Raw genomic sequence first — 13,235 nt, forward strand, 5'->3', positions numbered from 1 at the left:
TCGAGTGCGAATTTTTGCAGATTCGCGCGAATTTTTCGCCGCTCGAATCGGAAATTACCTGCCCAGCATCGACAGAACCGTGTGCGCGAGCTCAGCGGTGCGTTCCACCAGATGATCCGCGCCGGCCGTTTCAAGCTCGTCCCGGCTGCCATATCCCCAGAGCACGCCAAGCCCGCGCATCCTGACCGCGTGAGCGCCGACGATGTCATGCCGGCGGTCGCCGACCATGAGGGCTTCGGACGCAATCAGGTTCCGTTCGGACAGGACGTGCGCGAGCAGTTCAGGCTTGTGATCCAGCGCGCCGCCGTGCACCGAGCCGTAGATGCCGTTGAAATATCCTGCCAGGTTCAAATGCTCGGCGATCCGCCGGGCAAAGACCTCTCGCTTCGACGTGGCCATGTAGATGCGCAAGCCTGCCTGCCGCATGTCTTCAAGCGCCTCGCCAATTCCGGGATAAAGTTCACTTCCGAGATAGCCGCTGTCGCCGTAATGCTGACGATACGCCGACACGGCATCGTCGAGGCGGTCGTCGTCATAGGTCCGGAGCAAGACGCGCAACACGTCCTCGAGCGGCGGCCCGATGAAGGGGGTTATGTCGAACGCCTCGTCAGGGCTGTGTCCCAGCGCGCGCAGAGCCGCGAGGGTGCTTGCGGCAATGCCGGGCCGGGAATCGATCAGCGTTCCGTCGAGATCAAGCAGTACGGAGTGGCTTCAGGCATGCTCGAAGCATAGCATCGTCATGGCCGTCAGCCCAGATCAGATGGTTTGGCCGGGATATGACAGTTGCCGTCGCAGAGAACCGGCCGGGCCGAACCACGACCCGGCCGTTACTCCTTTGACGCCTACGCGTTCGCGCCGCCGTCGACGGTCAATGCCGAGCCGGTGATGTACTTGGCTTTCGCGCTCGCCAGGAACGCCACGGCGTTGGCGATGTCCTCAGCCGCACCATACCGGCCGAGTGCCATGAACTGCTTCAGTGTATCCGCGGTCGGGCCGTGGGCCGGGTTCATGTCGGTATCGATCGAGCCCGGCTGTACGAGGTTGACCGTGATGTCCTTGGGGCCGAGCTCCCGGGCCAAGGCCTTGTTGAAAGCGATCAGCGCCGACTTCGACGCCGCGTACACGCCGAGCACCGGCGCAGGCACACGATCGGCAAAATAGCTGCCGATGGTGATGATGCGACCGCCCTTGCCAAGGTGGGGCAGCGCGGCCTTGCTCGCGATGATCGGGGAGCGGACGTTGACGTTCAGGAGCGCGTCGATATCGGCGAGCGAGATGTCGCTGAGGCCGCCAAGGCGAAGAATTCCGGCGTTGTTGACCAGGATATCAAGCCCGCCCAATGCGGCGACGGTCTTGTCGATCGAGGCCTGAACGGCGGCGACGTCCGCGCTGTCGGCCTGGATCGCCACGGCCTTCCGCCCCGTCGCCTTGATCGCATCGACGACCTTGGCGGCGCTGTCTGCGGACTTTTCATAAGTGATTGCAACATCGGCGCCTTCCGCGGCGAGGGCCTTTGCGATGGCCGCACCGATACCTCTGCTTGCGCCCGTCACAAGGGCCCGTTTTCCTGCCAGTGTCATCATACTCTCCTATTCTGTAATGATCGACACAGAATATCTGGGATCTTGATCGCCCGCGTCAAGTGAATTATGTGTTGATCGCTACAGAAAGAGGCGTCATGGCGGGAAGGCCACGGGAATTTGATCGTGAGGCGGCGCTGGAGGCCGCGATGCTGCTGTTCTGGCGCAAGGGCTTTGCGGCCGCCTCGATGAACGATCTGTGCGACGCCATGGGCGTCCGCTCGCCGAGCCTCTATGCCGCCTTCGAGAGCAAGGAGGCGCTCTACCTTGCGGCGATCAAGCATTACGTCCTGATTCATGGACAGCCGGTCTGGGACAGGCTCGCGGACGGCGCAACCGCGCGCGAGGGTATTGAGAACCTGCTCGCCGCAGCGGTCGAGACCTTGCCAAAATCCCGGATGACACCGGCCGGCTGTATGGCCGTGCTGGCAGCCGTCAGCGACGAATGGCCGGCCCCAATCGCCCGCGAGATCAGGAAGGTCCGGCTCGACATGCTCGGCAGTTTGCGCACGCGGCTGGAGGCTGCGGTCGCCAATGGTGAATTGGCCGCCACGACGGACATCGAAGCTCTGAGCCGGTTCTATCTCAGCGTCTTCCAGGGCATGGCCATCCAGTCCAAGGATGGCGCCACGCCGGCGGAACTGAAAGGTGCGGCCGAAGCGGCGATGGCAGCGTGGCCGGACGACGACTAGCGTTTGGCTATCCGAAATGCATGCGTCTCGACCGTTGCGCGCATTGCACGCAGCTGTGATCAGTGGAACCCCGGATGCGGGTAACGATCGAAGCCCCCCTTCGTACAGCCTTCAGCGAACGCATTTTCCGCAAGCTGATGGATGTGCAGTCCCGGGAGAGTCACATGGAAGGGTTCAACGTTGCTGAGAATGGAGACGGCTCCTATCGTCCGCTCGCCATTCTCCGCTGGGTCATGGTGATCATATTCGTATCGTTTGGAATGCAGAAGTTCACACTACAGTCGGCACAGGGCATCGCCCAGTTCATCAGCAACAGTCCGATCATCTCCTGGCTGTCGGTGTTCGGCCTGAGGGGAGAGGCGTATTTTCTCGGTGTTTCTGAATTCGTGATTGCGACGTTGCTCGCGGCTGGCGCGTTCAACCCCGTCTTGTCCGCCCTCGGTTCATTCATGGGCATGGTGACCTTCGCGATCACGTGGTCATTCTTCTTCACGACGCCGGGGGTCGTCAAATGGAGCCTTTCGCCCGATCCAATGGCGTGGAATTTGACCGGCGAGTTTCTGTTCAAGGATCTCGTCTTGCTGTGCGTTTGCGCCGTGTTGTTTCTCGCTTCGTTGCCACGATCAGTTGTCCAGCTGCGCACCGGCTGAGCCTTGGGCCGCCTCTCATTCCCGGACAGCGCAGCGGGCCATCGCCCGTTCGATTTGCGCCAATGCCGACATCTGGGTCGAGGGGCGTTGGGCCGAGGGATTGATCTATCTCAAGCCTATATCCGAAATGCGGGCCCAGCTTGCATACCGAACGCAGCGATACGTTCAGACAAGCGGGAGGTGAAGCATGTACCGGCATATTCTCATTCCGACAGATGGGTCGGAGCTGGCGGAGCATGGAGTGGCGCATGGGTTGGCGCTGGCGAAATCCCTTGGAGCCAAGGTCTCCGTAATCTTCGTTGTGGAGCCGTTTTCAGAAATAACAGGACGGTTCCGTGAAGCAGTCGCAACATATGCTGAGCTGCGCAAGGAACAGGCCACGACCGCGTTGGATCGCGCGGCAAAAGCGGCCAAGGAGGCTGGCGTTTCGTGCGAACAGATCCAAGCGGAGAACGGACAACCCCATCAAGCCATCATCGCGGCAGCCGAGAATAAAGGTTGCGATCTCATCGTTATGTCATCCCATGGGCGCAGCGGGCTCTCCATGCTTCTCATCGGTAGCGTGACAAACAAGGTGCTGACGCAGGCGAAAACCCCCGTACTGATTTGTCAGTGAATGTGCGGGCCTGGTGACAGAGTTCTCGCGTGGCCGCGAGGATTGGAAAACTCATCAGCCACGTAAAGCGCCTTGTCTGCTTTGCGTCATTCGCAGACCTTATGTGCCGGTGAGGCTTGGTCGGCCCAGCACCTGAAGTGGGCGATCCGGACTATACGCTCCGCCGGATGCGGTAAATCACGGCGTCTTGGCCGTGATGCGTCGTGCTTTTCTCGAGCACATAGTTCGATTTCTCCAGCACGCGGCGGGATGCGCCATTCTCAGCAAACACCAGGCCGATGAGGGACGGCAGTGCGAGTTGCGATAACCCGATGTCAGTTATTGCGAAGGCGATCTCGCTCGCGAGCCCCTGGCCCCAGAGACTGCGCTTGAACGTGTAGGCAATCTCGGTTTCGTCGATGCCATCCACGAGGATGTGCCGGATTCCCGCGCGGCCTGCGAACGCCCCGTCGCGCGTTCTCAGCGCCCAGAGCCCGAAGCCATGCTGGTCCCAATGGGCCATGTTGACGGCGAGATAGGTCTTCGTGACTTCGGCCGAACGCACGCCGCCGAGATAGCGGGAGACCTCGGGATCGAGATGGAGCGCGACCAGGTCTGCCAGGTGACCTTCGCGCAGCCTCTCGGCGGTCAAGCTCTCGGTGTTGAAGTGTTCCATGGAACCAGATAACCGCTTCCGGCGTGTCAAATTTTCGCCCGGCTCCGCCATCTCGTCCTCTTATCAGTCTTCGGTACTGAATATCTCGAACGCAGTACGTCCGGGGCGGGACGAGACCGACATCGTCGCGTTCAGACGCCGCACGAACGCCTTCACGACCTGCATTCCAAAGCCCTTGCTCTGATCGACGTCAAAGCCCGGCGGAAGCCCACGCCCCTGGTCGGACACTTCCAAAGTCCATCCGTTTGCGGTTGTCTTGAAGCTCACGTCGACAGGGCCGCGTTCACCAGGCGAATAGGCGTACTTGAAACTGTTCGTTGCTAGCTCGGCCACCAGGAGACCCAATCCGCTGGCTACGTCCGACCGCAGCTTGGCATTCTCAGCACTGACATTGATCGCCGTAATTTGCGCAGGTGCGGTATGCTTGAGGTTGTCGCAGAGCCGGCGCAGGAAAGTATCGATCTCGATTTTTTCCAGACTGCCGGTCAGGTGCAGCTGTTTGTGGACGGTCGCAATCGCGAGCACGCGATTGCTGGCCATGTCCAGCTGCGCTTTCGTTTCGTCGCTCGATGCGCCGCGGCTTTGAAGCGACAGGATCGATTGAACAAGTTGCAATGAATTCATGAGCCGATGATCGCCTTCGCGCATCAACGTCTCTTTTTCCGCGACCATCTCCTCGGCTCGGACTCTGGCGACGTGTTCTGCGGCGTTGATCCGGCGCAGTTCGAGCTGCTTCATCACCTGATTGGCCATCAGCCGCAAGAAGGCCTTTTGGGTGTCGTCAAGCTCACGCGGTTTGTAATCGAGCACGCAGACGGTGCCGAGCGGAAAGCCCTCGGGCGTTTCCAGGAGCGCACCCGCATAAAACCGCAGATGCGGGTCGCCCGTGACCAGGGGATTATCGGCGAAGCGGCGGTCCAGTGTGGTGTCGGGCACGACAAACAGGCCGGGCTGCAAAATCGCGTGCGCGCAGATCGAACTGTCCAGCGGCGTTTCGCGGACACCGAGCCCGACCTCCGCCTTGAACCATTGGCGGCCCTGGTCGATCAGATTGATCACGGAAATCGGCGTATTGCAGACCGCAGACGCGACATTCACAACCTCGTCGAAATCGGCCTCTCGCGGGGTGTCGAGGATGCCATAACGCAGGAGGGCACCAAGACGGAACTCCTCGGCCCTGTGCAAGTCCGCTCTCAACGACACCTCCAATTTGGCGACTGTGTCGAGTACCGTGCACGTGACGGCCGCGGATGTCCATCTGTCCTGGATGCAGAGAGCGGTCGACACGCGAGGAACCATCCTCGACAGGGATACTTAGCCTGTCAGGAGGCATTTATGCAGTGAATTCAGTTACTGGACTGCCAGTTGTTCTCATTGTCGAGGACGAGTTCCTGATCCGCATGGACGCGGTCGATATGATCAGGTCCGCCGGGTTTGAAGCGATTGAAGCAAATAACGCGGATGAAGCCATCGCCATTCTCGAGCACCGCTCCGATATCACTGTTGTATTTACAGACGTGCAGATGCCGGGGTCCATGGATGGCCTCAAGCTCGCTGCCGCCGTTCGGGGCCGCTGGCCGCCAGTCAAGATCATCGCGACGTCAGGCATGGCCAGGGTCGACCAGGTCAATCTGCCGTCGGGCGGCCGGTTCATCCCGAAGCCCTATAGCGCGCGAGAAGTCTTAGGGGCTGTTCGAGAGTTGAGCGGTCTCTATTGAGCTCCGACGATCACCGACATCTAATGCGCCATTGCGACGTCACCGGACACTTGCTCGCGCCTCGCATCGATCCGCAGGATCACGACAACGATTGCGCCGACCAGCGCGCAACCCGCCAGCAGGAGAAGACCCGCGGTAAAATTGCCGGTCAGATCCTTCAGATAGCCCATCGCGTAAGGACCGGCGAAACCGGAAAGATTTCCGAGCGAGTTGATCGCGGCGATGCCGGCGGCGGCCGATGCTCCCGTTAGAAAGCTCGCCGGCAGCGGCCAGAACATCGGCGGTACCGCGGAGATCCCGATCTGTGCGAAGCAAAGCAAGGCCATAACGAGCACGGAGTTCGAAACGAGACCTGCCAATCCGACCCCGACCGCTGCCATCAACAGCGCCGCGGCGACGTGACCCTTTCGCTCCATGGTCCGATCGGAATGACGACCAAGAACCACCATGCCCACGGCCCCGAAAACAAAGGGGAGTGCCGCGAGCAGGCCGGTCTGGGTGTCACTGACGCCGAAGCCCTTGATGATGGTCGGCAGGAAGAACGCCACCCCGTAACTTGCAGCGTTCAGGCAGAAGTACACCAGAGCGCACGCCAAAATGCGGGGGTCAGTGAGCGCCTGTCCCAGGGACAAATGTTCCACGCGCTCCTTGTTGCGCTTCTCGGTGGCCTGCACGTTCTCCAGCCAGGCAATCTCGTCTTGTTGCAGCCAGCGGGCCTGGCGCGGGAAGTCGGTCAGATAGAACAGGACGCCAATGCCCACCAAGACCGACGGCAACGCTTCGAGAATGAACAGCCACTGCCAGCCTTCCAACCCCCAACCTGTCACGCCGAGCAGCATCCCGGAGATCGGTGAGCCGATGATCGACGAAATCGGGATCGCCAGCATGAACAGGCTGATGACCCGGGCGCGGTAAACCGCGGGGAACCAGAGCGTCAGATAGAAGATGATGCCGGGAAAGAAGCCCGCTTCGCAGGCACCGAGCAGCAAACGAAGCGAGTAGAAAACGCCCGTCGTCGGAATTCCCGTTGCTGCCGATATCGACGGGATAAATGCGAAAGCCGCCGAGACGATCCCCCACGTGATCATGATGCGGGCGATCCAGACGCGCGCGCCGACTTTTTCCAGAAAGATATTTGAGGGCACTTCAAACAGGAAATATCCGACGAAGAACAAGCCGGCGCCCAGCCCGAACGCTGCTTCACTCAAACCAAGCGCCTGGTTCATGTGCAACTTGGCAAAGCCGACATTGACGCGGTCGAGATAGGCCACGAAGTAGCACACGATCAGGAACGGAATCAGCCGCCACATCACCTTGCCAATGACCCGAGTCTCGACGTCCTGCATGACGCAGTCTCCCGCTTGGTTTTTTTTGAAGCCGGTTCAAACATCCGGACAGCGTTGGTGAAACTATGACGCTCGGACACCACGAGTGCAAACGGCATTTGCTTTTGACGTTCAGGTCAAAGCGACAGTTGCGCTGTCATGATTTGAAGCTGGAACAGGCACCGGAGGCGTGATGATAGCATCGTACAGGTGTTTTGCCCGACGGGACAACACTCGCAGCGCCGTAGCCCGGATGGAGCGCAGCGCAATCCGGGAAAGTCTTTCCGCGATGTGAGAACCCGGATTTCGCTTCGCTCATCCGGGCTACGGATGTTCTGCTTGACGGTGCAATGGCTTCGCGGAAGCCACCGGTCATCACCCCGGCAACGCGTTTCTACTGTGCATGGGGTTGTTTTCGACTTTTTAGTTTCGAGAGGGCCTATCCCGCCCCTAACGCCACCGCGACATTGTACGTCACAAGGCTCGCGGCATAAGCCAGCACCAGCATGTACGCAAACGTCGTCGCCATCCAGACCCAGCTGCCGGTCTCGCGCCGGATCACGGCCAGCGTCGAGGCGCATTGCGGGGCGAAGATGTACCAGGCGAGCATCGACAGGGCGGTTGCGAGCGACCATTTCGTCGCCAGCACCTGGCCGATCTGCTCGGCCGCTTCCTTGCCGCCCTCGATCGCATAGACGGTGCCGAGTGCAGCGACCGCGACCTCGCGCGCCGCCATGCCCGGGATCAGGGCGACGGCGATCTGCCAGTTGAAGCCCACGGGCGCGAGCAGCGGTTCGATCGCCTTGCCGATGATCGCAGCTAAGCTGAAGTCGATGGCAGGCTCGGTGGCGCCCGCCGGCGGCTGCGGGAACGAGGCCAGAAACCAGATCAGCACCATCATCGAGAAGATCGTGGTGCCAGCGCGGTGCAGAAACATTTTTGCCCGCGTGGTGACGCCGATCGCGATCGATTTCAGGCGTGGCATCTTGTAGTCCGGCAACTCCAGCATGAACGGCGCCGGCGCATAGTCGCGCAGCATGAAGAACTTGATCAGGAACGAGACGGCAAGCGCGCTGACGATGCCGGTGGCGTAGAGGCCGAACATCACGAGGCCCTGGAGGTTGATGAAGCCCCAGACGTCCTTGGCCGGAATGAAGGCGGAGATGATCAGCGTGTAGACCGGGATGCGCGCCGAGCAGGTCATCAGCGGCGCAATCAGGATCGTGGTCAGCCGGTCGCGTTTGTTGTCGATCACGCGCGTCGCCATGATGCCGGGAATGGCGCAGGCAAAGCTCGACAGCAGCGGAATGAAGGCGCGGCCGTGGAGGCCTGCGCCGCCCATGATGCGGTCCATCAGGAACGCGGCGCGCGCCATGTAGCCGAAATCTTCCAAGAGCAGGATGAACAGGAAGATGATGATGATCTGCGGCAGGAACACGATGACGCTGCCGACGCCGGAGATCACGCCGTTCTGAAGGAAGCTCTGCAACAGGCCGGCGGGGAGCGTCGCGTGCACGAACTCGCCCAGCGCATCGAAACCGGAGTTGAGCAGCTCCATCAGCGGCTGCGCCCAGGCGAACACCGCCTGGAACATCACGAACAGGATAGCCGCGAGCACCACGAGCCCGCCGATGGGGTGCAGCACCACGGCGTCGATCCGTGCGGTCCAGGTGTCGGGCCGGCTCGGCAGGCTGACGCAGTCGGTGATGATGCGGTCGGCCTCGCGCTGGGTGGCGCGCAGCTCGGCGACGCTGAGTGCGCGCCAGGTGTTTTCCTGCGGCTCGGCTGCAAGCTTCGCCGAGATCTCGTCGGTCAGGTTCAAGAGGTCGGCCGTGCCGCCCTTGCGCACCGCGATCGAAGTGACCACGGGCACGCCGAGCTCCTTGGCGAGCCGCTCGACGTCGACGCTGATACCGCGGCGGCTCGCGATGTCGAACATGTTGAGCACGAGGATCATTGGCCGGCCGGTGCGCTTGAGCTCGAGCAGCAGGCGGATGGTCAGGCGCAGATTGGTCGAATCCGCCACGCACAGCACGAGGTCGGGCGTGGCCTCGCCGGAGGCCTTGCCGAGCACGAAGTCGCGAGTGATCTCCTCGTCCGGGCTGCGGCCGCGCAGCGAATAGGTGCCGGGCAGGTCGACCACCGAGACCTGGCGTCCCAAGGGCGTGACGAAGAAGCCTTCCTTGCGCTCGACGGTGACGCCCGGATAGTTAGCAACCTTCTGCCGGCTGCCGGTCAGCGCATTGAACAGCGAGGTCTTGCCGCTGTTGGGCGTGCCCACCAGGGCGAGATGCAGCAGGGGTGCTTCCATGTGTTTAAAGGCCTTGGATCAGATATCCGGTCGCCTTAGCCGACGATGATGGCCATGGCTTCGCGACGGCGGACCGCGATCGTGATGTTGTCGACACGGACGGCGATCGGGTCGCGCCCGACCAGCCCCTCGTGCAGGACCTCGACCCGGGCGCCCTCGACGAAGCCGAGCTCGATCAGCCGGCTCTCGAGCTCGATGTCTGAGAGCGCCGAGCCTGTGTCCTTGGCGGACAGGTGCTGAATGACGCCGGTGTAGCCGCGCTGGGCCAGACCCAGCGGCAAATGCGGGCGCGTATCATGGGTGTCGGTCATGCCCTGTATTTTCAACGCAGGGCATTGAGGTCAAGCGCGCTCGCTCGCGGAAGCCCGCACCTTAGAGCGATTTTAAAGTGCAGATCACGAAAGCGTGGGGAAGACGCCTCGGGGTTACTGGGCCGGGACCTTTTCCGGCTGGACGGCCATGGCGCGGCTCTTGAAGTAATCGAGCACGAACAGGCGGATCGCCGAGGACAAATTGCCCTGCTGGCGGCCGCCGTCGATTTCGCCGACGAGTTCGGACAGCGTCATGTTGCGCAGGCCCGAGATCTCCTTCATGCCGTTCCAGAACGCCTCTTCCAGGCTGACGCTGGTCTTGTGGCCGGCGACCACGATCGATCGCTTCACGACGGGCGACTTCATGGCTGATCCTCGCGATCGATCCGGTGCTGGTCCAGATGCTCCTTCGCCTGGTCCGCGCGCGTCTCCTCCGCCGACCGTTCCGCCTTCGTGCGGCCGAACTTCGCCCGGTTGGCGTCCGCCTGCTTCGCCGAGGTTTCCCGCTCGGCGCGCTTCCGGAAACGATTCAGGTTGATGACGTTCCCCATGCCGCGTCTCCATCACCCGATCCTCCTCAGATTGGATGAAATATCCAGAAACCAGGCGCACTGCGCCCCATGAGACTTGATCGCCATTCGCTTGTCCTCGTCAATCGGCCTATCGGCCATCAAACGATGAATTTCGCCCCGCTAAAGGGGGAGACGAATGCGTAGCACGCATCCTTGCCGCGACATTGACGGTAATCAAATCCTGTCGGTTTAGCCTTATATTTATGAGCTTTAAGGCTCCGTATCATTACGGATGACTATCGGAATTCGGAATTCATCCGGGCCGCGTCATCTTCTCCGGCTGCACCAAACGGTCGAATTCGTCGGCAGAGACGAAGCCGAGCCGCAGCGCCTCTTCCTTCAGCGTGGTGCCGTTGGCATGCGCGGTCTTCGCCACCTTGGCCGCGCTGTCGTAGCCGATTTTCGGCGCGAGTGCGGTCACCAGCATCAGCGAGCGCTCCATCAGCTCCTTGATGTGCTTCTCGTCGGCGCGGATGCCGCTGACGCAATGCTCGGTGAAGGAGCGCGCGGCGTCGGCCATCAGGCGGATCGAGTGCAGCATGTTGTAGGCCAGCACGGGCTTGTAGACGTTGAGCTCGAAATGACCCTGGCTGCCGGCGACCGTGATCGCGGTGTGATTGCCGAACACCTGGCAGCACACCATGGTCATCGCCTCGCACTGCGTCGGATTGACCTTGCCCGGCATGATCGATGAGCCCGGCTCGTTCTCCGGCAGGATCAGTTCGCCGAGACCCGAGCGCGGGCCTGAACCCAGCAGGCGGATGTCGTTGGCGATCTTGAACAGCCCCGTCGCGACCGAATTGATGGCGCCGTGCACCAGCACATAGGCGTCGTTGGAGGCGAGGGCCTCGAATTTGTTGGCGGCGCTGGTGAAGGGCAGCTTCGTGATCCCGACCACGTGCTTGGCGAACAGTTTTGCGAAGCGAGGGCTCGAGTTGAGGCCGGTGCCGACGGCGGTGCCGCCTTGTGCCAGCGGATAGAGGTCCTTCACCGCGACCTTCAGCCGCGCGATCCCGCTTTCGACCTGCGCGGCGTAGCCGGAGAATTCCTGGCCGAGCGTCAGCGGCGTCGCATCCTGGGTGTGAGTGCGGCCGATCTTGACGATCTTGGCGAACTCCTTCTCCTTCGTGCGCAGCGCGCGGTGCAGCTCGCCGAGCGCCGGGATGAGATCGGCGGTGATGCGGCCTGCAGCTGCGATATGCATCGCGGTGGGAAAAGAGTCGTTCGACGACTGGCTCATGTTGACGTGATCGTTCGGATGCACCGGCTTCTTGGTGCCGAGCTCGCCGCCGAGCAGCTCATTGGCGCGGTTGGCGATCACCTCGTTGAGGTTCATGTTGCTCTGGGTGCCCGAGCCGGTCTGCCATACGACAAGCGGAAAATGGTCGTCCAGCTTGCCCTCGATCACCTCGCGCGCGGCGCGGATGATCGCATTGGCGCGGCGTTGGTCGAGCAGGCCGAGCTCGCGGTTGGACTGCGCCGCGGCGAGCTTGACGATGCCGAGCGCATGCACGAGCGAGATCGGCATGCGGTCGATACCGATGCGAAAATTCTGGCGCGAGCGCTCCGTCTGCGCCCCCCAATAGCGATCGGAGGGGACCTCGATCGGACCAAAACTGTCGGTCTCGATGCGGGTCGCGGAGCGAGAGGGGCGGGCAGTCTTCGAGCGGGCAGTCTTGGCCATGAGCACATCCGTTCTGCCGTACGAAACGCCGCGCGGCTTCTTCACATGCTCTTCTATATAGGCAGTTTGGCCGGGCGCGACGGTCTCGCGCCCAACCTAGATCATTTCTTGCGGAAACGATCGAGCCGCACGACTTCGGCGCCGCCCTGGTTCCGTGGGGTCGGCTCTTCCGCGGTTTCCGCCGGTTCGGGCACAGCTATGGCCGTCGGGGCAGGGGCGGCCGGCAATGTCTCGATCGCCACCTCGGCGACGTCGGAGGTGTCGAACTGGAGGCCGAACTTCACCGACGGATCGAGGAAGCTCTTGATGGCGCTGAACGGCACGATCAGCCGCTCGGGAATGCCGCCGAAGGACAGGCCGACCTCGAAACGGTCCTCGAGCACGGTCAGATCCCAGAACTGGTGCTGGAGGATGACCGTCATCTCTTCCGGATACTGCGCCAGCAGCCGCGGCGAGATCTTCACGCCCTCGGCCTTCGAGACGAAGGTGATGAAGAAATGATGCTCGCCCGGCAGTCCATGGGACGCGGCATCGGTCAGCACCTTGCGCAGCACGCCACGCAGCGCGTCGCGGGCCAGCACATCGTATCGAATATGATCGGTCGCCATGGTGGTCCTGTTGCATTCCAGGAGTTGGGCCCTGCCGGCCCGACTCGCCAAGCCGCAATAGTACCGCGCCTGACGGGTCAGCAGGAGTCCCCGCCGGGAAGGAAATAAGAGGTAAGTGGAGGCTTCTGTTGCCAGGTGCCTCCGAACCCCGCCTAACGGAGCTTAACCCGTTAGGACTTCAGAATGGTCTTTCAAACTGCGTTACGCAGCCTGAGCAACCGGAGCAAAGTTGTCGTTGGCAACTATTGCATAGCCCGATAACGGCGGAACAATACCGAGAAAAAGAACGCCCTTTACGCCCTCGTCGATCCTATTTCGCCCCCGCCGAAGCTCACTTGTCAGTGGGCCAAGCCCTCCGAACGATGAGCTTTGGTGGAGGCGCCGGGTACCGCCCCCGGGTCCGAATGGTTTATTACGACGACCGTTTATTTCCATAGCCGGCGAACCGGCACCCCCAATATAGGGGGCAAAGGTTTAGAAAGACAGGGGTTTGGCGCGGTTCCCTTTGGATAG

General features: G+C 61.7%; 15 protein-coding genes and 1 other RNA gene. 4 read left to right on the top strand and 12 right to left on the bottom strand.

Going from position 1 to position 13,235, the window contains the following annotated elements; all coding sequences use genetic code 11:
- Nucleotides 1–54: 54 nt before the first annotated feature.
- Nucleotides 55–699 carry an HAD hydrolase-like protein gene (locus UP06_RS24395; RefSeq protein ID WP_045006194.1) on the bottom strand — a complete coding sequence of 215 codons (645 nt, stop codon included), beginning with the start codon at nt 697–699 and terminating at the stop codon, nt 55–57.
- Between the two features lie 143 nt (nt 700–842).
- Nucleotides 843–1,583 carry a 3-oxoacyl-ACP reductase family protein gene (locus UP06_RS24400; RefSeq protein ID WP_045006195.1) on the bottom strand — a complete coding sequence of 247 codons (741 nt, stop codon included), beginning with the start codon at nt 1,581–1,583 and terminating at the stop codon, nt 843–845.
- A gap of 95 nt (nt 1,584–1,678) precedes the next feature.
- On the opposite strand from UP06_RS24400, the gene UP06_RS24405 reads away from it, so the two are divergent.
- From UP06_RS24405 to UP06_RS24415, 3 genes are all read left to right on the top strand, one after another.
- Entirely contained in the window at nt 1,679–2,272 is a 594-nt protein-coding gene (locus UP06_RS24405; RefSeq protein ID WP_045006196.1) for a TetR/AcrR family transcriptional regulator, read from the top strand.
- Between the two features lie 164 nt (nt 2,273–2,436).
- On the top strand, nt 2,437–2,922 hold the full coding sequence (locus tag UP06_RS24410; RefSeq protein WP_045006291.1) for a YkgB family protein: 486 nt from the start codon (nt 2,437–2,439) through the stop codon (nt 2,920–2,922).
- Between the two features lie 187 nt (nt 2,923–3,109).
- Nucleotides 3,110–3,538, top strand: a complete 429-nt coding sequence (locus UP06_RS24415; protein WP_045006197.1) for a universal stress protein — start codon at nt 3,110–3,112, stop codon at nt 3,536–3,538.
- A 151-nt stretch (nt 3,539–3,689) separates the two neighbouring features.
- Here the strand turns inward: UP06_RS24415 and UP06_RS24420 are convergent, their stop codons facing one another.
- Both UP06_RS24420 and UP06_RS24425 read right to left on the bottom strand, forming a co-directional pair.
- On the bottom strand, nt 3,690–4,193 hold the full coding sequence (locus UP06_RS24420) for a GNAT family N-acetyltransferase (RefSeq protein ID WP_045006198.1): 504 nt from the start codon (nt 4,191–4,193) through the stop codon (nt 3,690–3,692).
- Nucleotides 4,194–4,256: 63 nt separating this feature from the next.
- Entirely contained in the window at nt 4,257–5,378 is a 1,122-nt protein-coding gene (locus UP06_RS24425; protein ID WP_245305531.1) for a sensor histidine kinase, read from the bottom strand.
- Between the two features lie 155 nt (nt 5,379–5,533).
- Between UP06_RS24425 and UP06_RS24430 the strand changes: the two genes are divergently transcribed.
- Nucleotides 5,534–5,911, top strand: a complete 378-nt coding sequence (locus UP06_RS24430; protein WP_283806041.1) for a response regulator — start codon at nt 5,534–5,536, stop codon at nt 5,909–5,911.
- 20 nt (nt 5,912–5,931) lie between these two features.
- On the opposite strand, the gene UP06_RS24435 is transcribed toward UP06_RS24430, so the two are convergent.
- The 8 genes from UP06_RS24435 to ssrA all read right to left on the bottom strand — a co-directional run bounded on the left by UP06_RS24435 (nt 5,932) and on the right by ssrA (nt 13,211).
- Nucleotides 5,932–7,257 (bottom strand): MFS transporter, encoded by a 1,326-nt coding sequence (locus tag UP06_RS24435; RefSeq protein WP_045006199.1) that lies wholly within the window; start codon nt 7,255–7,257, stop codon nt 5,932–5,934.
- Between the two features lie 418 nt (nt 7,258–7,675).
- Complete coding sequence (gene feoB, locus UP06_RS24440; RefSeq protein ID WP_045006200.1) at nt 7,676–9,547, bottom strand: ferrous iron transporter B; 1,872 nt, start codon at nt 9,545–9,547, stop codon at nt 7,676–7,678.
- Nucleotides 9,548–9,582: 35 nt separating this feature from the next.
- Nucleotides 9,583–9,858, bottom strand: coding sequence for a FeoA family protein (locus UP06_RS24445; protein WP_045006201.1), 276 nt, complete (start codon nt 9,856–9,858; stop codon nt 9,583–9,585).
- 114 nt (nt 9,859–9,972) lie between these two features.
- Nucleotides 9,973–10,224 carry a ribbon-helix-helix domain-containing protein gene (locus UP06_RS24450; RefSeq protein WP_045006202.1) on the bottom strand — a complete coding sequence of 84 codons (252 nt, stop codon included), beginning with the start codon at nt 10,222–10,224 and terminating at the stop codon, nt 9,973–9,975.
- Nucleotides 10,221–10,409, bottom strand: a complete 189-nt coding sequence (locus UP06_RS24455; RefSeq protein ID WP_045006203.1) for a DUF4169 family protein — start codon at nt 10,407–10,409, stop codon at nt 10,221–10,223. The genes UP06_RS24450 and UP06_RS24455 overlap by 4 nt, the downstream gene beginning before the upstream one ends.
- A 274-nt stretch (nt 10,410–10,683) precedes the next feature.
- Entirely contained in the window at nt 10,684–12,114 is a 1,431-nt protein-coding gene (fumC, locus tag UP06_RS24460) for a class II fumarate hydratase (RefSeq protein WP_045006204.1), read from the bottom strand.
- 101 nt (nt 12,115–12,215) lie between these two features.
- A complete protein-coding gene (locus tag UP06_RS24465; protein WP_045006205.1) occupies nt 12,216–12,722 on the bottom strand; it encodes an SspB family protein in 507 nt (168 codons plus the stop codon).
- Between the two features lie 114 nt (nt 12,723–12,836).
- Nucleotides 12,837–13,211: a transfer-messenger RNA gene (gene ssrA, locus UP06_RS39450) on the bottom strand.
- Nucleotides 13,212–13,235: the final 24 nt, after the last annotated feature.

This window comes from Bradyrhizobium sp. LTSP857 (assembly GCF_000938285.1).
Taxonomy (GTDB): Bacteria; Pseudomonadota; Alphaproteobacteria; order Rhizobiales; family Xanthobacteraceae; genus Bradyrhizobium.

What these genes read in the sequence shown, in the direction of transcription:
- UP06_RS24450 (WP_045006202.1), bottom strand. Translation starts at nt 10,224, where the DNA reads ATGAAGTCGCCCGTCGTGAAGCGATCGATCGTGGTCGCCGGCCACAAG.
- UP06_RS24455 (WP_045006203.1), bottom strand. Translation starts at nt 10,409, where the DNA reads ATGGGGAACGTCATCAACCTGAATCGTTTCCGGAAGCGCGCCGAGCGG.
- feoB (WP_045006200.1), bottom strand. Translation starts at nt 9,547, where the DNA reads ATGGAAGCACCCCTGCTGCATCTCGCCCTGGTGGGCACGCCCAACAGC.
- fumC (WP_045006204.1), bottom strand. Translation starts at nt 12,114, where the DNA reads ATGGCCAAGACTGCCCGCTCGAAGACTGCCCGCCCCTCTCGCTCCGCG.
- UP06_RS24410 (WP_045006291.1), top strand. Translation starts at nt 2,437, where the DNA reads ATGGAAGGGTTCAACGTTGCTGAGAATGGAGACGGCTCCTATCGTCCG.
- UP06_RS24405 (WP_045006196.1), top strand. Translation starts at nt 1,679, where the DNA reads ATGGCGGGAAGGCCACGGGAATTTGATCGTGAGGCGGCGCTGGAGGCC.
- UP06_RS24400 (WP_045006195.1), bottom strand. Translation starts at nt 1,583, where the DNA reads ATGATGACACTGGCAGGAAAACGGGCCCTTGTGACGGGCGCAAGCAGA.
- UP06_RS24415 (WP_045006197.1), top strand. Translation starts at nt 3,110, where the DNA reads ATGTACCGGCATATTCTCATTCCGACAGATGGGTCGGAGCTGGCGGAG.
- UP06_RS24465 (WP_045006205.1), bottom strand. Translation starts at nt 12,722, where the DNA reads ATGGCGACCGATCATATTCGATACGATGTGCTGGCCCGCGACGCGCTG.
- UP06_RS24445 (WP_045006201.1), bottom strand. Translation starts at nt 9,858, where the DNA reads ATGACCGACACCCATGATACGCGCCCGCATTTGCCGCTGGGTCTGGCC.
- UP06_RS24420 (WP_045006198.1), bottom strand. Translation starts at nt 4,193, where the DNA reads ATGGAACACTTCAACACCGAGAGCTTGACCGCCGAGAGGCTGCGCGAA.
- UP06_RS24435 (WP_045006199.1), bottom strand. Translation starts at nt 7,257, where the DNA reads ATGCAGGACGTCGAGACTCGGGTCATTGGCAAGGTGATGTGGCGGCTG.